Genomic DNA, 19,210 nt, shown 5'->3' on the forward strand with positions numbered 1-19,210 from the left:
TTGTGGATTTTTTTAGAATAAATGGTATTGATGAAAGATGAAGGAGGCCATGATGGCAAAGGATAAAAAATTAGTAGAAGCCATTACATCTATGGATGTTGACTTCGCACAGTGGTATACGGATGTTGTAAAAAAAGCAGAATTGATGGGCTATTCCAGTGTCAAGGGATGTATGATCTTCAAACCTGCCGGTTATGCGATCTGGGAGAATATCCAGCATGAACTGGATCGTAGATTTAAGGAGACGGGTGTAGAGAATGTCTACATGCCAATGTTCATCCCGGAGAGTCTGTTAGAGAGAGAAAAGGATCATGTCGAGGGATTTGCACCGGAAGTTGCATGGGTCACCTATGGAGGACTCAATCCATTACAGGAAAGACTTTGTGTCAGACCGACCTCAGAGACTTTGTTCTGCGATTTCTATAAGGATGAGATCCAGTCATACAGAGACCTGCCAAAGGTATATAACCAGTGGTGCTCTGTTGTCCGTTGGGAAAAGGAGACCAGACCTTTCCTTCGTTCCAGAGAGTTCTTGTGGCAGGAAGGTCACACAGCACATGCAACAGCAGAGGAGGCTGAGGAGCGTACACAGCAGATGCTGAACCTCTATGCAGACTTCTGTGAAGAAGTTCTGGCTATGCCGGTCATCCGCGGACGTAAGACAGACAAGGAAAAGTTCGCAGGTGCAGAGGCAACTTATACGATCGAGGCACTCATGCATGACGGCAAGGCTTTACAGTCCGGTACCAGCCACAACTTTGGGGATGGTTTTGCCAAGGCATTTGAGATCCAATATACCGATAAGGACAACCAGTTAAAGTATGTACATCAGACTTCCTGGGGTATGACCACCCGTCTGATCGGTGCTATCATCATGGTACATGGGGATGATTCCGGTCTGGTACTGCCACCAAGGATCGCTCCGGTTCAGGTGGATGTCATTCCAATCATGCAGAATAAAGAAGGCGTGCTGGATAAGGCACACGAAGTATTGGAGACCTTGCGTGCAGCAGGACTCCGTGCCAAGTTAGATGATACGGACAAGTCTCCGGGATGGAAGTTCTCTGAACAGGAGATGCGCGGTATTCCGGTAAGAGTAGAGATGGGACCTCGTGATATCGAGGCAAATCAGGCGATCCTTGTTCGTCGTGATACCAGAGAAAAGATCACGGTATCTCTGGATACATTGGCAGAAAAGATCACAGAGATCTTGGATACCATGCAAACAGAGATGTTAGAGCGTGCAAGAGCACACAGAGATGCGCATACCTACGACGCACACAACTACGAGGAGTTCAAGGACATCGTAGCCAACAAGCCGGGATTTATCCGCGGAATGTGGTGTGGTGAGCAGGCTTGTGAAGACAAGATCAAAGAAGAGACAACAGCGACCAGCAGATGTATGCCATTTACACAGGAAAAGATTTCAGATGTCTGTGTATGTTGTGGAAAACCGGCTAAGAAGTTAGTTTATTGGGGCAAAGCATATTAATGAAGATCGTATTACCACAGGACGTAATCACAATTATAGATCGTTTGGAAAGTTGCGGACACGAAGCCTACGCGGTAGGTGGCTGTGTCCGCGACAGCATTTTAGGGAAAGAACCGGCGGATTGGGATATCACGACCTCGGCATCCCCCCAGGAAGTCAAGGACTTGTTTTCTCATACCATCGATACCGGTATTGCACACGGGACTGTGACGATCATGTGTGGAAAGACCGGTTATGAGGTGACGACCTATCGCATTGACGGCGAATACAAGGACGGCAGACACCCAGAGAGTGTCGCCTTTACCAATCTCTTATCCGAAGATCTCAAGCGGCGCGATTTTACCATCAATGCCATGGCTTACAATGACAGTCAGGGCTTGGTAGATCTCTTTGACGGCGTGGGCGATCTGAAACGTGGTCTTATACGCTGTGTGGGATGTGCGAGTGAGCGATTTTCTGAGGATGCCCTGCGGATGCTCCGTGCCGTGCGTTTTGCAGCACAGTTGGGATTTACGATCGAGCGACAGACCTACGAAGCGATCTGCACTCTGGCATCGACCATTGCCAAGGTGAGTACAGAGCGCATTATGGTAGAACTGGTCAAACTATTAACATCAGACCACCCGGAGGAGATGCGGGCTGTCTATGAGAGTGGACTCAGCCGCGTATTTCTGCCGGAGTTTGACGCAATGATGCAGACACCCCAGCATACCATCCACCATCAGTATTCGGTGGGAGAACATACCATACATGCCATCATGGGGGTTCCGCCAGACCGTATCTTACGACTGACCATGCTTTTTCATGATATCGGAAAGCCCCAGTGCCGTACGACCGATGCGGATGGCATCGATCATTTCCACGGACACCCGGAAGTGGGGGCGGAGATGACAGGGCAGATTTTGCACCGACTCAAGTTTGATAATGATACGATCCGCGCGGTCAAGCGCCTGGTCCGTTTTCATGATCTGCGTCCGGCGCTGACCAAAAAGAGCATCCGGCGCAGTATGGTAAAGATGGGGCTGGAATGTTTCCCACAGATCTTTACGGTCAAGCGTGCAGACGCTCTGGCGCAGAGTACCTATATGCGGGCGGAAAAATTAGAGGCGATCGACCGTTTTGAAGAACTCTACGAGGAGATCTTAGCAGACCATGCCTGCATACAGAAAAAGGATCTAGCTATCAACGGCAAGGAACTTTTGGCATTGGGTCTGCCACAGGGAAAACAGATCGGTCAGGTCCTGGATAAACTCTTTGCCAAGGTGGTCGAAGACCCGGCATGTAATACCAAAGAGATCCTGCTTGCAGAGGCAAGAAAAGAGTTGGAACAGCAGGGATAGATAGGTATAATCTGAAGGATTCCTTCATAAGATGAACAGATATCGAAGCATCATGTTCGTCTTATGGAGGATTTTTTTATGTGTGAAAATATAGAGAAAACACAGGTTGTTATTCCGCGTCTGGGACAGGGAGAAAATTTGCTGGGAGCCTATGCTCTGGAAGTTACGGGCGTGACAAAAGGAAGGGGGAGTCTTTTTATACATACGGCAGGGGCGGTCTATATGTTAAAGTCTTTTACCGGATCCATGGAAAAAGCACAAGGACTGGCGCAGGTGCTGGCAGAACTAAAGACCTGGGATCCTGCTGTGGAGCAGATCCTGCCGACACAGGAGGGGGCATATGCGGTCCGGGAAGAAGGCGGACCGACCTATGTTTTAAAGTCTTACCAGCCCGGGCGGGAGTGTGACGTCAAAAATGCCTTTGAGGTCTTGGAGGGGGCAAGAAAACTGGCAGACCTGCACTTGCAGTTGGAAACGATAGAGACAGACAAAAAGGAGGTCTTTTTTGCGCCGCAGCATCTGCTGGCGGAGGAAGTCAGACGGCATAACCGGGAACTTAAGAACCTGCGGAATTATATCCGCAAGAAGAAAAAGAAGACGGGATTTGAGGACTTGTACGAGCAGGCATACGGGACTTTTTACGGACAGGGGGAGCAAGTGGAAGAAGAGATACTTTCCCTAAAGGAAGAATTACAGTTATGCCATGGCGATTATCACCATCACAATGTCTTGGATTGCAGCGGAACTTCGCACATACAGCATTTTGAGAGCATGCGCATGGACAGCGCCATGAGCGATCTGGCAAAATATACGAGAAAAGCCCTGGAAAAGAACCGCTGGAACGCGGAACTGGGCAGGCAGATGCTCATGACCTACCAGAGAGTCCGCCCTTTCCGCACGGGGGAGTTGCAGCAACTCTATCTGCGCCTTTTGTATCCGGAAAAATTCTGGAAGATCGCCAATCATTACAATAACAACAAAAAGACATGGTCGTCCAAGCGTGACGGTGACAAATTGCGGCAGATCCTGGCGCAGGAGAAGGCACGTCAGGAATTTCTGGTCTTATTGTATAATCTGGCGGAATAGTTTATAATCGACCTATGAAAAACATAAGAAAAACAAGCGGTATTCTGCTGTGTCTGCTTGCTTGTCTTGGCGCTCTGAGTGCCTGTGGGAAAGAGGAATCGAACGAACCTTTTACCTATCGTGCGCCTGCCGCAAAGCAAGAGGAGGAGAAGGCAGACACGGAAGAAGATACGCAGGATTTTGTTATTGAACAAATGGATATGGTGGGAGAGACGATGACCCTGTATGCGCCGGAGTCTGAACGTCAGGTGCGCTATGCTTATACGCTGGGAACCCGTTTTATGGATAAGTATGGGGATTCTTATAGTTCGATCCATTTTACACCAGGGCAGGTTGTACAACTCGGGGACATTACGGCGGCATCTGCCCTGAGCAGCGTGAAGATGTCTGATCAGGTCTGGAATCAGACAGATGTCACCAATTACAAGATCGACATGGGAAAAGGGATCTTTACGATCGGGCAGACCCAGTACCGGATCACTTCCAATACTATGGCTTTTTCTCAGGATGCAAGCATTAGTTTGGATATGATCGGGACGGATGACACCTTGCAGGTTATTGGCAAGGACAAAGAGGTCTGGTCCGTCATTGTGACGACTGGGCATGGGTATATCCAATTGCAGAATTCTTCCATCTTTGTGGATAGTATGATCTGTATCGGCAACCGGATCTTTACTAAGATCACTGGGGATATGCTTCTGGAGGTGCCGGAAGGAACCTATGCCATCACGGTTGCCAACAAGGGCTATGGCGGAACCGGGACATATACCGTGGCACGCGGAGAGACAACGTTAGTTGATCTTGATCAGTTAAAAGGCAGTGGACCAAAAGTATGTCAGTTGACGGTTACATCTGAAGTGGCAGGTGCATCGGTCTACATTGACGGACAGCAGATCACGGTCGGACAGGCAGTGCCGGTTACCTATGGATCTCATACCCTAAAGGTTGTGGCAGAGGGATATGATGACTGGCAAAAGACACTGATCGTCAATTCCGAAAGTGCGACGATCTCACTGGATCTGGCAGAAAGTGAGAGCACGACAGGGGATAAGCAGAGTGAAGAAGATACATCAACATCTTCCGATACCGGTAAGAGCAGCGGTTCATCAAACAGCAGTACCAATAGTAACAAGTCTACCGGATCGACCAGCAAGAGTTCATCAAGTAAGAGCAGTTCGTCCAAGACTTCGGACAGCAGTTCTTCCAGTCTTACGGATACGGACTACCTGACGACCATTTCAAAGATGTTATCTACATTGCTTGACGAAAATTAGTCTGGCAATTATCATAAAAACAGAACACATATAAGGAGGATACTATGGGTTACAAAGAGCAGTATATGCAGTGGCTGGAAAGCGACTACATGGATGAGGCTACAAAGGAAGAACTGCGTCAGATCGCAGGAGATGAGAAGGAGATCGAGGAGAGATTCTACACGGAATTGGAATTTGGCACCGCGGGTCTCCGTGGTATTATCGGTGCAGGCTGTAATCGTATGAATGAATATACCGTGCGCAAGGCAACACAGGGGCTTGCCAACTACATCTTAAAGGTCGGCGGTCAGGATCGCGGCGTAGCGATCGCCTACGATTCCAGACATATGTCACCGGAATTCGCAGATGTAGCAGCACTTTGCTTAGCAGCAAACGGCATTAAGGCATATGTGTTTGAATCCCTTCGTCCAACACCGGAATTATCTTATGCTGTACGTAAATTACATACAATTGCTGGTATTAATATTACTGCAAGTCATAATCCACCAGAGTACAATGGCTACAAAGTATATTGGGAAGATGGTGCGCAGATCACACCGCCACATGACAGCGGCATCATGAACGAGGTTAAGGCGATCTCAGACTACGCTGTATGCAAGAAGATGGACAAGGATGCAGCCATTGCAGCAGGTCTGTATCAGACGATCGGTGCGGATATCGACGATCCTTATATCGAAGAGTTAAAGAAATTAGTCGTACATCAGGATGCTATTGATGCAGTGGGATCTCAGATCAAGGTCGTTTACACACCACTGCATGGTACCGGAAACATCCCGGTGCGACGTGTCTTAAAAGAACTTGGCTTTACCAATGTCTATGTGGTACCGGAGCAGGAATTGCCGGATGGAGATTTCCCTACCGTTTCCTATCCGAACCCGGAGGCAAAGGAAGCCTTCATTTTGGGACTGGCATTGGCAAAGAAAGTGGATGCTGATCTTGTTCTTGCGACAGACCCGGATGCTGACCGACTTGGCGTATATGTCAAGGATGCCAAGACCGGCGAGTATCATCCTCTGACCGGTAATATGTCAGGCTGTCTGATCGGCGATTATCTGATCGGACAAAAGAAAGAGTTACAGGGACTGCCGGAAGATGGTGTCTTTGTGCGTTCAATCGTCTCTACCAACATGGCAGATGCGATCGCAGACTACTACGGCATCGAATTGGTTGAAGTTTTGACTGGATTTAAGTTCATCGGTCAGAAGATCTTAGAAATGGAAAAGACAGGCAAGGGAACTTACCTCTTTGGTATGGAAGAAAGTTACGGCTGTCTGACAGGCACCTATGCAAGAGATAAGGATGCGGTTGTGGCTTCTATGGCTCTTTGTGAGGCTGCCGCATATTACAAGACCAAGAATATGACCCTCTGGGATGCTATGATCGCTATGTATGAGCGTTATGGTTATTATCAGGATGGCATTACAGCCATTACCTTAAAGGGCATCGAGGGCTTGGAAAAGATCGGACAGATCATGAATACCCTGCGTGCAGAGGCACCAAAGGAGATCGGTGCTTATCAGGTGACAGCCGTCCGCGATTATAAGAACGATACGATCACTGATATTGCTACCGGTGCCGTACGCCCGACCGGACTTCCAAGTTCCAATGTGCTTTATTATGAACTGACGGATGATGCATGGGTATGCGTCCGTCCTTCCGGTACAGAGCCAAAGGTTAAATTCTATTTTGGTATCAAGGGAAGTTCCCTGGCGGATGCAGATGCTAAGGCAGAGGCTATGAAAGCGGCTGTCAATGCCTTGGTAGAAAAGATGTTGTAGTATTCTTACACAAAGATTATTTATTATTTTGTATAATATGGAAAAACGTCGGGAAACCTTGAAAATATAAGGGCTTTGCCTTGACAAAAATAGGTAAAACCTTTATAAATATTTTTGTAGTTATTTTGGAGGCAGACCTCTGACATAATATTTTATTTTATATTCCATAGGAGGAAGTTAATATGAACAAAACAGAATTAGTTGCAGCTATGGCTAGCAAGGCAGATCTTTCAAAAAAGGATGCAGAAGCAGCATTAAAGGCATTTACAGATGTTGTTGCAGAAGAACTCAAGAAGGGTGAGAAGATCCAGTTAGTTGGATTCGGTACTTTTGAAGTATCTGAGAGAGCTGCTAGAACAGGAAGAAATCCTCAGACTGGCGCTGAGATGAAGATCCCGGCTTCTAAGGCTCCTAAGTTCAAGGCTGGTAAGGCTTTAAAGGATATGATGAACTAATTCATATTGTTTTATGAACATCTGGCTCAAAACTTCGGTTTTGAGCCTTTTTTGTATAAGCAGGAAGGAAGTAAGGACAATGCGCTTAGATAAGTTTTTGAAGGTGTCCCGTCTGATCAAACGCCGCACTGTGGCAAACGAGGCGTGTGATGCAGGGCGTGTCATGGTCAATGGCAAAGAGGCAAAGGCTTCGGTCAAGGTCAAGGTAGGAGACATCATTGAGATCGCCTTTGGCAACAAGCCGGTCAAGGTCGAGGTGCTGGCACTCTTAGATACGACCAAAAAGGAAGAGGCAAAGGACATGTTCCGTTACCTATAGGAATTGCTGTCATAAAGTTGGATTTCTGACATAGGATAGAGATATAAGAATGTATCAGGAGGAGATCCTATGGAAGAAAAACAGGTCATGACCAACCACAAATTATTGATGACGAACCGCAAAGGGATCAGCCTTACCGGGATTTTAGATGTGATCTCCTTTGATCTGCGGGAGATCTTATTGGAAACCTCGGAGGGGATGCTTACCATCAAGGGCAATGATCTCCATATCAACCGCCTGTCTGTGGAAAAAGGCGATCTGGAAGTAGAAGGCAGGGTAGACGCCTTGCTCTATTCCGAAGTTGTCTCCGCTAAGGCGATGGGCGAGAGTTTTTTAGGACGGATGTTTAAATAATGCATTTGTATTCTTTTGTGACGGAACAGGGACATATCCTCTGGGTCATGTTTCTTCTGGGCATAGGTCTGGGATTGGGATACGATCTAATCCGCACCCTGCGACGCATCAGCAAAATTACCAAAGAGGGGGCGGCTCTGGGCGATTTTTCCTATTGGATCGTTGCAGGTCTTGTTATTTGGCAGGTACAAAATGCAGAAACGGAGGGGATTTTACGTTTTTGTCAATTATTTATAGGTGCAGCCGGGATGATTTTGTATTATGCTATAGGTAGTAAGTTGGCAAGACGGATATTGTATGTCCCACTTGCTGTCATCTGTAAATTTTTTTCAAGCCTTTACCGCTATATGGGGAAAGGCTGTGATCGTCTGTTTGCCTTTCTGGCAAAATGGACAGAACAAAAAGAAAAAAGGGACGATATATGAGTAGAAGACCGAGAAAGAAAAAGAAAAATAGAAATAGCGCAGGAAGGATCTCTTTTCTCTGCATTGGTATATTCTTAGTGCTGGTGCTCTCCGTGCAGATGGTGCGCCTATACCAGAAGAATGAGGCCTTGGTGCAGACGGAGCAGACCAAGCAGAAAGAACTGAGCGAGCAAGAGGACAAGCAAAAGGAACTGGAGGAACAGGAACAGTATATCCAGTCGGATGAATACAAAGAAAAAGTTGCCAAGGATAAATTGGGCTTGGTTTATGATAATGAGACGATTTTTCGCGAAAAATAGAACATAAAGATGATAGAAAAAAGATAAGCAGGACTTCCTTTGACAAATAATGCAGGGAAGTCCTTTTATAATAGCCTCTGCAAGTGAAATAGGAGGCACATTATGAAAGACAAGATTGCAAGAACTTTGATTTATCTGCTTCTGGGGCTGTTGGCCTGCCATATTAAGATGCTGGGATGCTATCCTTTTGTGGCAGTCATATTTGGGGCGTGTTATCTGAACGAGGAGAACAGGCGATTGTGTGTGCCGTTTTCCTATTTGTGGATGGTACTCTTTTTGCCGATCGCAGCCCTCTTTCGCTACGGCGTGACATTTTTAGTCTGGATGGTGGTACTTGCGATCTTCTGGCATATGCATATATTGGTGCGTCGCATGGGGCAGACAAGCCTTTTGGGCATGATCCTGGTGGCGATCACCTATGGCGGACGCGTGATGACGGCGACACAGACCATGACCTTTCCCTATGGGATCCTGCCAGTGCTGGAGGGGCTTTTGGTGGCTGGTGGAGCCTATTTTACCTGTCGGGGGATGGATCTTTTGGAGGAGGTCTGGCACAGTATGCAAAAAAAGACCGGTACCCGTGTCCTTCCCCTCCAGGCAAGAGAATATTCCAGAGCCATGAGTGGGCTGGCACAGAGCATGGAGGCGCTGGTAAGACCGAAAGAAGGGGAAGCAGGCATGGGATTTGTCGCCATGCAGCAGGAGTTGCGGGGACGGATCTGCGGAGATTGTGGACGCTACGAGACATGTCTGGCACAGGGGAGTGCCATGTCACTTGCCATGGAGCAGTTGTTTGCCCAGGCAGAAAAAGGACAAAAGATCGATCCGGTCTTACAGGAGAAGATCGGGCGGCAGTGCGAGCGGGCGGAACCTTTGATCCGGGAAGCACTGGGAATCTTTGAGCGTACCGAGTTAAATCTGGCATGGTATCGCCGCCTGTGTGAGCATAGGGAAATGATCGCCGGACAGATCGATGCCATGGCATATGTGATGGAAGACTGTATGGAGGCGGACAGGCTTTGCGATGACAAAGAACGCTGGCTTTTGGCAAAGATCCGTTTCCATTTGCGCGAGGTCGGGCTTAGGGTATGGAATCTGCATTTTTACCGGCGGAAAAACGGAACCTGTCGGATCCTTATGGAACTGGCGGCGCGCGCCGGTGTCTGCATGACCAGCAAGGAGGTGCTGGCGATCATAGAGACCTGTACCGGACAAACTCTTATGATGGTTGAACAGAACCGCAGTATTGTGGGGCGCGAGCGGGCAGACTATGTCTTTGTGACAAGACCGAAACTGGAGTGCACCTATGGCGTTGCCAAGATGTTACAGCGGGGGCAGACGATCTCCGGGGACAGTTTCGGCACCAGACGCTTGGAGCAGGGAGTCTTTGTTATGGCACTATCCGATGGGATGGGCAGCGGAAGACAGGCACACGAGGAGAGTGATACGGTCGTCAGCCTTTTTTTGCAGTTTGCCGAAGCCGGTTTTACCATAGATATGGCATTGCGCCTGATGAATGCGGCAATGATCTTTGGCGCGGAGGCAGAACGATTTTCGACGCTGGATGCCTGTCTGGTGGACGAATATACCGGGATCGTGGATTGTTATAAGGTGGGGGCACATGTCTCCTTTGTGCGCCATAAAAGGCGGACGGAAGTGATCGAGGCGGACAGCCTGCCTATGGGAGCCAGTGCTTCCCTGGAGGCACTGCCTTTTCGGTCCTATCTGGAAGCAGGGGACTATCTTGTACTCGTTACGGATGGTGTGTTAGAATATTTGCAGGTTGAGGACGCGGTAGAGATGCTGCGTCAGTTGATCGAAGAACTGGCAGATACAGATGCCGTGACATTTGCACGAAAGATCATAGAGCGTGTCCTGCTCTTTACCGGAGGGACAGCGGCGGATGATATGACCGTGCTGGTCTTGAAGGCGTTGGAAAGGTAAGAAATGCAGCAGGCAAAATGGGAAGAAAGTGTTTGCAGATTCATAGAGCAGGAAGACCTCATACATCCGGGTGACGGTGTCTTGGTCGGCGTGTCGGGTGGGGCAGATTCTGTGGCGCTCTTACGCTTTCTATGGCAGATGCGTGACCGTCTGGGGATCTGTCTGCGCTGTATTCATGTAGAACATGGCATCCGGGGACAGGAGAGCCTGTGGGATCAATATTTCGTAGAAGAACTGTGCCGGGATCTGGGAATAGAGGAGCGGACCATATCGGTCAAAGACCGCCTGCAGGATGCGGTTTTAGCGCAGACGGCTGTGGAGGAAGCAGCGCGGGAGGCGCGTTATGCGGTTCTTACGCAGGAAGCCGAGGCTTGGGAAAAAGAACTGGGGCACCCGGTGCGCATTGCCTTAGCCCATCATGCCGGAGACAACGGAGAGACCATGCTTTTTCATCTGGTGCGGGGTACGGGACTGGAGGGCATGCGGGGCATGCCGGTCAAAAGGGGACGTATCATCCGTCCTTTCCTATCCTCAAGCCGGGCACAAGTGGAAGCCTATCTGGCGGGTCTGGGGCAGTCCTACTGCCAGGACAGCACGAATACGGATATCCATTATGACAGGAACCGCCTGCGTCATCAGGTCATGCCGGAACTGCAAAAGATCAATGCTCAGGCAGGCGATCATCTGGGCAGGGAAGCCTTATATCTGGGGCAGGTGGCAGATTATATCCGACAGGTGGCAAAAGACCTGCTTGCCCAGTCTAGGCAGGGAGATCTGCTCTTGGCAGAACCTTTGAAAGACCAGCCTTCCTTTTTGCGGTGTCAGGTCCTATACCTGTGGTTGGCGGCTTATGTAGCCGGTCTGCGGGACATCAGCACGGCACATTTGGAAGCCTTGGATCAACTCTTAGCGGCGCAGACGGGGCGCAGAGTGGAACTGCCTTATGGCTTGAGTGTTGCCCGCACATACGAAGGCTTGGAAATGCGATGTGGGGACAGTGGCCTTGAAAAAGAGGATCTTTGCCATACTTTTTCGGCGGAGGAGATCCAAGAAGGAATCCGTATCCCTTTGCCGGAGACAGGAAAATATATAGAGGTATCGAGTTTTTCCTATGATCCCAAGATGGAAATTCCTAGAAAATTCTATACGAAATGGTTCGATTATGATAAGATAAAGAATGCTATTCAATTACGCTATAGGCGTAAGGGAGACTATCTGACCGTGACGGCGTCCGGTGGTCGCAAGTCATTACAGGATTATTTTGTCAACGAAAAGGTATCCAGGTGGGAACGTGATCGGGTTCCGCTTTTATGCGATGGCGACCATGTGATCTGGGCGGTTGGTTATCGGATCAGTACGTATTATAAAGTAGACGATCATACAAAAAGAATATTAAAAATACAGGTTTTGGAGGAAAATGAAAATGAGTGAGACAATCAGAGAGATGATCCCTGAGGCGGATCTGGCAGCAAGAATTGCAGAGTTAGGAGCGCAGATCAGCAAAGACTATGAAGGAGAGAGCGTATATGTGATCTGTATTCTGCGCGGCGCATCTTTCTTTGCCTGCGAACTGGCAAAAAGGATCACCGTTCCGGTAACGATCGATTTTATGACAACTTCCAGTTATGGTTCCGGTACCGTATCTACCGGTGAGGTCAAGATCAAGAATGATGTCGAGATTCCGGTAGATGGACGCAATGTCCTGATCGTGGAGGATATCATCGACAGCGGCAACACTCTGCACTTTTTACAGGATGTATTTAAGGAGCGCAATGCCAAGAGCGTTCGTCTGTGCACCATGTTAGATAAGCCGGATCGCCGTGAGGTAGATGTGGACGTTGATTATGTCGGATTCACGATTCCGGATGAGTTTGTTGTAGGCTATGGTCTGGATTATGACCAGAAGTATCGTAATCTGCCATACATCGGGGTTGTAGAGTTATAAAGGAGGCAATCATTGAAAAAGAATAGAGTGGGTCTGGGCTTATATGTTGTGCTGATCCTGATCGTGGTATTTATTTGGTATTCCATTTCCAATCCACAGACGGCAACTTATACTTCCAGCCAGTTTGACAAGGCATTGGCAAAGGGCGAAGTGGCATCCGCAGTCATTCACCAGAATGAACAGGTGCCGACCGGATCGGTGACGATCACGACGACTGCCGGTGGGAAATTTACCGTCTATGTGTCTGATGTAGGCGAGTTGCAGGATACCCTGGATGAGGAAGGCGTTGACTACAGTTTAAATGATGTTCCCAACAGCGGCTTCATGGAGAGCCTGCTCCCAATGCTGATCGTTGTTGCGGTCGTATTTATCCTCTTTATGATGATGATGAATGCACAGGCACAGGTGGGTGGCGGAGCCAATACCAAGATGATGAATTTTGGCAAGAGCCGTGCTACGATGACAACGCAGGACAAGATGCCGGTGCGTTTTGCACAGGTAGCAGGTCTGAGAGAAGAAAAAGAAGAGTTAGAAGAGATCGTAGATTTTCTGAAAGATCCGGCAAAATACACCAAGGTGGGTGCCCGTATTCCTAAGGGACTGATCTTAGTCGGACCTCCGGGAACTGGTAAGACTTTGCTTGCCAAGGCAGTTGCCGGAGAGGCAGGCGTGCCGTTTTTCAGTATTTCGGGATCTGATTTTGTTGAAATGTTTGTAGGTGTCGGTGCATCCCGTGTGCGTGACCTTTTTGCAGAGGCAAAGAAGAATGCGCCTTGTATCGTCTTTATCGATGAGATCGATGCCGTGGCAAGACGACGCGGAACCGGTATGGGCGGCGGACATGACGAGCGTGAGCAGACCTTGAACCAGATGCTGGTCGAGATGGATGGTTTTGGTGTCAACGAGGGTATTATCGTGATGGCAGCGACCAACCGTGTTGATATTCTGGATCCGGCGATCATGCGTCCGGGACGATTTGACCGCAAAGTCTTTGTTGGACGACCGGATGTTGGCGGACGTGAGGAGATCCTGCATGTGCATGCCAAGAATAAGCCTTTGGGGGATGATGTGGATCTCAAGCAGATCGCACAGACGACCGCAGGCTTTACCGGAGCCGATCTGGAAAATCTCTTAAATGAGGCGGCAATCTTAGCGGCAAAAGAGGGCAGAGTTTATATCTGCCAGAATGATATCAAGAGATCTTTTGTCAAAGTAGGTCTGGGTACGGAGAAAAAGAGCCGTATCATTTCCGAAAAAGAGAAGAAGATCACGGCATACCACGAGGCTGGACATGCCATTCTCTTCCATGTCCTCCCGGATGTCGGACCGGTCTATTCGGTATCCATCATTCCGACCGGACAGGGAGCAGCGGGTTATACTATGCCGCTGCCGGAAAAGGATGAAATGTTCAACACCAAGGGTAAGATGTTACAGGATATCATCGTTTCTCTGGGCGGTCGTGTGGCGGAGGAGATCATTTTTGACGACATCACGACAGGGGCATCTTCGGATATCAAGAAGGCGACCCAGACAGCCAAGGATATGGTCACCAAGTATGGTTTCTCCGCAGAAGTCGGACCGATCAACTACGATAATGATGAGGATGAAGTTTTTATCGGCAGGGACTTGGCACATACCAGAGGCTATGGTGAGCAGGTTGCATCGACCATTGATGGCGAAGTCAAGCGCATCATTCAGGAATGTTATGCCAAGGCAACTGGACTGATCAAAGAGCATGAAGATGTTTTACACAAGTGTGCAGAACTCCTTCTGGAAAAAGAAAAGATCGGACGTGCAGAGTTTGAGGCTCTCTTTGGCGGTGATCCGATCCCGCAGCCGGAAGAAGAAGGCGTGGTTGTGGAAGGAATTTAAGTTGGGAAAAGGGCTTATGATTGTTATTTGAAAGACATTTTTGTACATGTTGCACAAAAACATCTATGCAAAATTAGTAACTTTGTGAACACTTATGGGTGGACGCATTATATAATAACAATCGTAAAAACCCCCCAATACATTATATAAATATTTTTGCTAACCCCATAGTAAAAATACCTTCTCCTAAAAAGACAGCGTTCGATAGCTGTCTTTTTTACTTTCTATTTTATTTTTTCTGTATTTGAGAAAAATCTACAAAAATCCCTAGAAAAGACAAGATAAACTGAGTATGATAAAAGAAGATAACATGCGAGATAAGAGGATAAGAGTATGAATACAGAAGCAATTTACAGCGATGAGACAGGACAGTATGTGGTCCCTATGGAGGCAAATCCGGGCGACCGGGTCACCATTCGTCTGCGTGTCGCACATGGGCATGCAAGGGAGATCTATCTGCTGGCGCAGGATACGCATTACCTGATGCGCCCGGCACAGGCAGGCGAGCGTTTTGATTACTATGAGACACAGGTGCAGTTGGGAGACCAGTCATTTTCCTATTGTTTTTCAATTCGGGAGAATGAGCAGGAGCAATGCTATTTTGATAAATACGGCGTGAGTCAGGAGATCCGACCGGAGTATGCCTTTCGCATCCTGCCGGGCTTTGCGACGCCGGATTGGGCAAAGGGCGCTATCATGTATCAGATCCTGGTCGACCGTTTTGCCAACGGAGATCCGACCAATGATGTGCTGGACAATGAGTACCATTACATTAAGACTATGAGCCGACAGATCAAGGATTGGAACCAGCTGCCAAATGCCGATTTTGGTGTGGCTGAGTTCTATGGCGGAGATCTGGAAGGGGTGCGGCAGAAATTATACTATCTGAAAAGTCTGGGAGTAGAGGTTATCTACTTCAACCCGTTGTTTGTCTCTCCTTCCAACCACAAATATGATATTGCAGATTATGACCATATCGATCCCCATTATGGCAAGATTGTCTTAGACCAAGGGCAGACCCTGCCGGAAGGTGCAAGGGACAATGCCGGGGCAAGTCGTTTTATCAATCGTGTGACGGCAAAGGAAAATCTGGAGGCCTCCAATCAGTTCTTTGCGGATTTTATCGCAGAGGCACATGCCAGAGGCATCCGTGTGATTCTGGATGGTGTCTTTAATCATTGTGGTTCCTTTAATAAATGGCTGAATCGGGAAAAGATCTATCGCCCTGACAAGGGCTATGCACCGGGAGCCTATGAAGCAGCAGACAGCCCATATCACGATTATTTTCATTTTTATGATGAAAACCAGTGGCCGGATAATGGTACTTACGAAGGCTGGTGGGGGCATGATACACTGCCGAAACTCAATTACGAGGGCTCGGAGGATCTCTACCGCTATATCTTGGAGATCGGGAAAAAATGGGTTTCTCCGCCTTATAATGCGGATGGCTGGCGTCTGGATGTGGCGGCAGACTTAGGGCACAGTCCGGAATTTAACCATCAGTTCTGGCGGGATTTCCGCAAGGCTGTCAAAGAAGCAAACCCGGATGCCATCATTTTGGCAGAGCATTATGGGGATGCGTCTTCCTGGTTACGGGGCGATGCCTGGGATACGGTCATGAATTATGATGCTTTTATGGAGCCGATCTCTTATTTTGTGACTGGAATGGAGAAACACAGTGATGCCTATGAGCCGGGAGCACAAGGCGACAGTGAGCGGTTTGAAAATGCCATGCGTTATTATATGACCAAATTTACAGGTTCCTCTCTTTATACAGCCATGAACCAGTTGTCAAATCACGACCATTCTCGCTTTTTGACCAGAACCAATCATAAGGTGGGCAGAGCCTCTGCGCTGGGGGTGGCGGCAGCCTCCGAGGATATCAATATACCGCTTTATAAGGTGGCAGTCCTGATGCAGATGACCTGGCCTGGAGCACCGACCTTATACTATGGGGACGAGGCGGGTGTGTGTGGCTTTACCGACCCGGATAACCGTCGTACCTATCCGTGGGGAAAGGCGGATTATCCTCTGGTTGATTATCATCGGGATATGATCATGGTGCATAGGTGCAGCAGTGCCTTGCGGCGCGGCTCCTTTAAATTCTTAAAGCGGATGAAGAACTTTATCTCCTATGGACGTTTTAACGAGCAGGAACGCTATGTGGTGGCTGTCAATGTAGGCGCGGAGACCCTAGAGGCAGATGTACCGGTCTATCTGGCTGAGGTGGCAGATGGTTTTATGGTACAGGCGATGCTCACCAACGAAAAAGGATATTCGATCATGCCAACCAAGTATGCGGTTAAGGATGGTATGATGCATGTTGCCCTTGCGGCATATAGCGGTATGGTATTTAAGCAGGAGATATAGAGAAGATCAGAGGTGCTGAGGAGGATAAAAATGGCGGAAAACAAGGATTTATTACAGGTATTATGGAGTGGAGCAGATGTGCTTCGTGGCAAGATGGATGCCAACGAATACAAAACATATTTACTGGGATTGGTTTTTTATAAGTATTTATCAGATTCATATCTGGCAAAAGTATATGATTTGTTGAATGACGAATCCCCGGATGATCTGCGAGAGGCGCAGAAACAGTATGAAGACGTTATGAAAACGGATGATGCAGAAGATTTGCTTCAAGAGTTAAGGACTTCTATGCATTACACCCTGGAACCTGATATGACATATGTGAGCATGTTAAATATGGTCAATAACAATGCTTTTAACAGAGAAAAATTACAGGCCGCTTTTAATCGCATTCAGGAATCGGATGAATTATTTAATGGGCTGTTTGCAGATGTAGATTTGTATTCTAACAGACTTGGAACTGGAGACCAGAAGCAGAGTGCTACGATAGCAGAGGTGATAAGGGTGCTTGACGGTGCTGATTTAATTCATGCGAAAGGTGATGTGCTTGGAAATGCCTATGAGTATCTAATAGGCCAGTTCGCATCTGAGACGGGAAAGAAGGCGGGAGAGTTCTACACACCTCATGGACCGGCACAGATCCTTTGTAGAATTGCTATGACAGGTTTAGAAGATAAAAAAGGATTGCAGGTATATGACCCATGTATGGGGTCAGGATCATTGATGCTTAGTTGCAGAAATTATTCCAGTGAACCGGATTATATCAAGTATTATGGTCAGGAACTTATGCCATCAACATATAATTTGGCGAGAATGAATATGTTCCTTCATGGCGTGCTACCAGAGAATCAGCATTTAAGAAATGGTGATACATTGGATGCTGATTGGCCAACTGACGAAGAAACGGAATTTGACGTAGTTGTAATGAATCCTCCATATTCAGCGCATTGGTCAGCCGCTGAGGGCTTTAAGCAGGATGAAAGATTTATGGATTATGGTGGTAAACTCGCACCGAAGTCAAAAGCAGATTATGCATTTTTGCTTCATGGTTTCTATCACCTGAAGCAAAATGGAACGATGGCGATTGTCTTGCCACATGGTGTTTTGTTTCGAGGGGCTGCCGAGGGGTGTATTCGAGAGACGTTGCTAAAGAATGGGGCAATCTATGCAGTTATTGGTTTGCCATCAAATATGTTTTACAATACATCAATTCCAACATGTATTATTGTCCTAAAGAAACATAGAGAGGGTAGGGATGTGCTTTTCATTGATGCATCTAATCTTTTTGAGAAGGAAAAGAAGCAGAATGTGATGAATGAGGAACACATCAATAAGGTTTTAGAATTCTATAGTGATAGAAAAACAGTTGAAAAGCAGACATATCTGGCTTCCTATGAAGACATAAAGGCAAATGATTTTAACCTCAACATTCCGAGATATGTGGATACAAGTGAGGAAGAGGAAGAAATCGATTTAAAGGCACTTACGGAGAGAATAAAGGAAACCAACCAGTCCATTAAAGAATGCAACGAGACTATGATTTCAATGCTTGGTGACCTTACGTTTAACTCCTCAGAAACAGAAGAGGCAGTGAAAGAGTTTATCAAGATATTTGAGGAGGTGTAAGAATGGGGAATACACCAAATATAAGATTTAAGGGTTTTACTGATGATTGGGAACAGCCTAAGTTAGAAGATATTGCGGAAAGAGTGACGCGTAAGAACCAAGATTATGTATCAGAATTACCGCTTACTATATCAGCACAATATGGACTCATTGATCAAAATGAGTTCTTTGATAAGCGCGTGGCCAGCAAAGATGTCAGTGGATATTATCTGATTTACAATGGGGAGTTTGCATATAATAAAAGCACATCAAATGATGCACCTTGGGGTGCAATTAAGCGTCTTGATAGATATGAAAACGGTGTATTATCAACACTTTACATTGTTTTTAAGATAAAAGATGAAGATGTAACAAGTTCTGATTTTATTGCAACATATTATGACACAAGCAACTGGCACAAAGACATTCAGGCTATTGCGGCAGAAGGTGCAAGAAATCATGGACTTTTAAATATTGCTCCAACAGATTTCTTCAAAACAGAGTTGATGTTGCCGCAAGATATTAAAGAACAGCAGAAGATTGGAGACTATTTTAGATCATTAGATAATCTTATCACCCTTCATCAGCGTAAGTATTATGAATTGAAAATCTTAAAAAAATATATGATAAAAAATATGTTTGCATAGAAAGG

General features: G+C 47.2%; 17 protein-coding genes. All 17 read left to right on the top strand.

The window, feature by feature from the left end; translation table 11 throughout:
- The first annotated feature begins 52 nt into the window (after positions 1-52).
- The 17 genes from proS to H8R94_RS08185 all read left to right on the top strand — a co-directional run bounded on the left by proS (position 53) and on the right by H8R94_RS08185 (position 19,205).
- Positions 53-1,492 (top strand): proline--tRNA ligase, encoded by a 1,440-nt coding sequence (gene proS, locus H8R94_RS08105; RefSeq protein ID WP_118281483.1) that lies wholly within the window; start codon positions 53-55, stop codon positions 1,490-1,492.
- Complete coding sequence (locus tag H8R94_RS08110) at positions 1,492-2,832, top strand: CCA tRNA nucleotidyltransferase (RefSeq protein WP_118535442.1); 1,341 nt, start codon at positions 1,492-1,494, stop codon at positions 2,830-2,832. Before proS ends, H8R94_RS08110 begins: the two co-directional genes overlap by 1 nt.
- Positions 2,833-2,910: 78 nt before the next feature.
- Positions 2,911-3,918, top strand: coding sequence for a phosphotransferase (locus H8R94_RS08115; protein ID WP_186854362.1), 1,008 nt, complete (start codon positions 2,911-2,913; stop codon positions 3,916-3,918).
- 14 nt (positions 3,919-3,932) lie between these two features.
- Positions 3,933-5,192 (top strand): PEGA domain-containing protein, encoded by a 1,260-nt coding sequence (locus H8R94_RS08120; RefSeq protein WP_186854363.1) that lies wholly within the window; start codon positions 3,933-3,935, stop codon positions 5,190-5,192.
- Between the two features lie 44 nt (positions 5,193-5,236).
- The gene (locus tag H8R94_RS08125; protein WP_186854364.1) at positions 5,237-6,970 is read left to right on the top strand and encodes a phospho-sugar mutase; all 1,734 of its coding nucleotides are present in this window, start codon (positions 5,237-5,239) and stop codon (positions 6,968-6,970) included.
- Between the two features lie 182 nt (positions 6,971-7,152).
- On the top strand, positions 7,153-7,425 hold the full coding sequence (locus H8R94_RS08130; RefSeq protein ID WP_118281488.1) for an HU family DNA-binding protein: 273 nt from the start codon (positions 7,153-7,155) through the stop codon (positions 7,423-7,425).
- Positions 7,426-7,504: 79 nt separating this feature from the next.
- The gene (locus H8R94_RS08135) at positions 7,505-7,744 is read left to right on the top strand and encodes an RNA-binding S4 domain-containing protein (RefSeq protein WP_118281489.1); all 240 of its coding nucleotides are present in this window, start codon (positions 7,505-7,507) and stop codon (positions 7,742-7,744) included.
- A 69-nt stretch (positions 7,745-7,813) separates the two neighbouring features.
- Entirely contained in the window at positions 7,814-8,098 is a 285-nt protein-coding gene (gene yabP, locus H8R94_RS08140) for a sporulation protein YabP (RefSeq protein WP_118281490.1), read from the top strand.
- Positions 8,098-8,523 (top strand): spore cortex biosynthesis protein YabQ, encoded by a 426-nt coding sequence (yabQ, locus tag H8R94_RS08145; RefSeq protein ID WP_186854365.1) that lies wholly within the window; start codon positions 8,098-8,100, stop codon positions 8,521-8,523. Before yabP ends, yabQ begins: the two co-directional genes overlap by 1 nt.
- Positions 8,520-8,822, top strand: a complete 303-nt coding sequence (locus H8R94_RS08150; protein ID WP_186854366.1) for an FtsB family cell division protein — start codon at positions 8,520-8,522, stop codon at positions 8,820-8,822. The genes yabQ and H8R94_RS08150 overlap by 4 nt, the downstream gene beginning before the upstream one ends.
- A 102-nt stretch (positions 8,823-8,924) precedes the next feature.
- A complete protein-coding gene (locus tag H8R94_RS08155; RefSeq protein WP_186854367.1) occupies positions 8,925-10,766 on the top strand; it encodes a SpoIIE family protein phosphatase in 1,842 nt (613 codons plus the stop codon).
- 3 nt (positions 10,767-10,769) lie between these two features.
- Positions 10,770-12,197 carry a tRNA lysidine(34) synthetase TilS gene (tilS, locus tag H8R94_RS08160; protein WP_186854368.1) on the top strand — a complete coding sequence of 476 codons (1,428 nt, stop codon included), beginning with the start codon at positions 10,770-10,772 and terminating at the stop codon, positions 12,195-12,197.
- Positions 12,190-12,711 carry a hypoxanthine phosphoribosyltransferase gene (gene hpt, locus H8R94_RS08165; RefSeq protein WP_118281495.1) on the top strand — a complete coding sequence of 174 codons (522 nt, stop codon included), beginning with the start codon at positions 12,190-12,192 and terminating at the stop codon, positions 12,709-12,711. Before tilS ends, hpt begins: the two co-directional genes overlap by 8 nt.
- Positions 12,712-12,723: 12 nt before the next feature.
- Positions 12,724-14,583: an ATP-dependent zinc metalloprotease FtsH gene (gene ftsH / locus H8R94_RS08170; RefSeq protein WP_207722473.1), complete on the top strand. Its 1,860-nt coding sequence runs from the start codon at positions 12,724-12,726 to the stop codon at positions 14,581-14,583.
- A 333-nt stretch (positions 14,584-14,916) separates the two neighbouring features.
- Positions 14,917-16,953: a glycoside hydrolase family 13 protein gene (locus H8R94_RS08175; protein WP_186854369.1), complete on the top strand. Its 2,037-nt coding sequence runs from the start codon at positions 14,917-14,919 to the stop codon at positions 16,951-16,953.
- A gap of 30 nt (positions 16,954-16,983) precedes the next feature.
- Positions 16,984-18,579: a type I restriction-modification system subunit M gene (locus H8R94_RS08180; RefSeq protein ID WP_186854370.1), complete on the top strand. Its 1,596-nt coding sequence runs from the start codon at positions 16,984-16,986 to the stop codon at positions 18,577-18,579.
- Positions 18,580-18,581: 2 nt separating this feature from the next.
- Positions 18,582-19,205: a restriction endonuclease subunit S gene (locus H8R94_RS08185; protein ID WP_186854371.1), complete on the top strand. Its 624-nt coding sequence runs from the start codon at positions 18,582-18,584 to the stop codon at positions 19,203-19,205.
- Positions 19,206-19,210: the final 5 nt, after the last annotated feature.

The sequence above is a fragment of the Roseburia lenta genome, assembly GCF_014287435.1.
GTDB classification, from domain to species: Bacteria; Bacillota; Clostridia; order Lachnospirales; family Lachnospiraceae; genus Pararoseburia; species Pararoseburia lenta.

Excerpts from the sequence above, each read along its gene's own strand:
- proS (WP_118281483.1), top strand. The coding sequence starts at position 53 with ATGGCAAAGGATAAAAAATTAGTAGAAGCCATTACATCTATGGATGTT.
- H8R94_RS08110 (WP_118535442.1), top strand. The coding sequence starts at position 1,492 with ATGAAGATCGTATTACCACAGGACGTAATCACAATTATAGATCGTTTG.
- H8R94_RS08115 (WP_186854362.1), top strand. The coding sequence starts at position 2,911 with ATGTGTGAAAATATAGAGAAAACACAGGTTGTTATTCCGCGTCTGGGA.
- H8R94_RS08120 (WP_186854363.1), top strand. The coding sequence starts at position 3,933 with ATGAAAAACATAAGAAAAACAAGCGGTATTCTGCTGTGTCTGCTTGCT.
- H8R94_RS08125 (WP_186854364.1), top strand. The coding sequence starts at position 5,237 with ATGGGTTACAAAGAGCAGTATATGCAGTGGCTGGAAAGCGACTACATG.
- H8R94_RS08130 (WP_118281488.1), top strand. The coding sequence starts at position 7,153 with ATGAACAAAACAGAATTAGTTGCAGCTATGGCTAGCAAGGCAGATCTT.
- H8R94_RS08135 (WP_118281489.1), top strand. The coding sequence starts at position 7,505 with ATGCGCTTAGATAAGTTTTTGAAGGTGTCCCGTCTGATCAAACGCCGC.
- yabP (WP_118281490.1), top strand. The coding sequence starts at position 7,814 with ATGGAAGAAAAACAGGTCATGACCAACCACAAATTATTGATGACGAAC.
- yabQ (WP_186854365.1), top strand. The coding sequence starts at position 8,098 with ATGCATTTGTATTCTTTTGTGACGGAACAGGGACATATCCTCTGGGTC.
- H8R94_RS08150 (WP_186854366.1), top strand. The coding sequence starts at position 8,520 with ATGAGTAGAAGACCGAGAAAGAAAAAGAAAAATAGAAATAGCGCAGGA.
- H8R94_RS08155 (WP_186854367.1), top strand. The coding sequence starts at position 8,925 with ATGAAAGACAAGATTGCAAGAACTTTGATTTATCTGCTTCTGGGGCTG.
- tilS (WP_186854368.1), top strand. The coding sequence starts at position 10,770 with ATGCAGCAGGCAAAATGGGAAGAAAGTGTTTGCAGATTCATAGAGCAG.
- hpt (WP_118281495.1), top strand. The coding sequence starts at position 12,190 with ATGAGTGAGACAATCAGAGAGATGATCCCTGAGGCGGATCTGGCAGCA.
- H8R94_RS08175 (WP_186854369.1), top strand. The coding sequence starts at position 14,917 with ATGAATACAGAAGCAATTTACAGCGATGAGACAGGACAGTATGTGGTC.
- H8R94_RS08180 (WP_186854370.1), top strand. The coding sequence starts at position 16,984 with ATGGCGGAAAACAAGGATTTATTACAGGTATTATGGAGTGGAGCAGAT.
- H8R94_RS08185 (WP_186854371.1), top strand. The coding sequence starts at position 18,582 with ATGGGGAATACACCAAATATAAGATTTAAGGGTTTTACTGATGATTGG.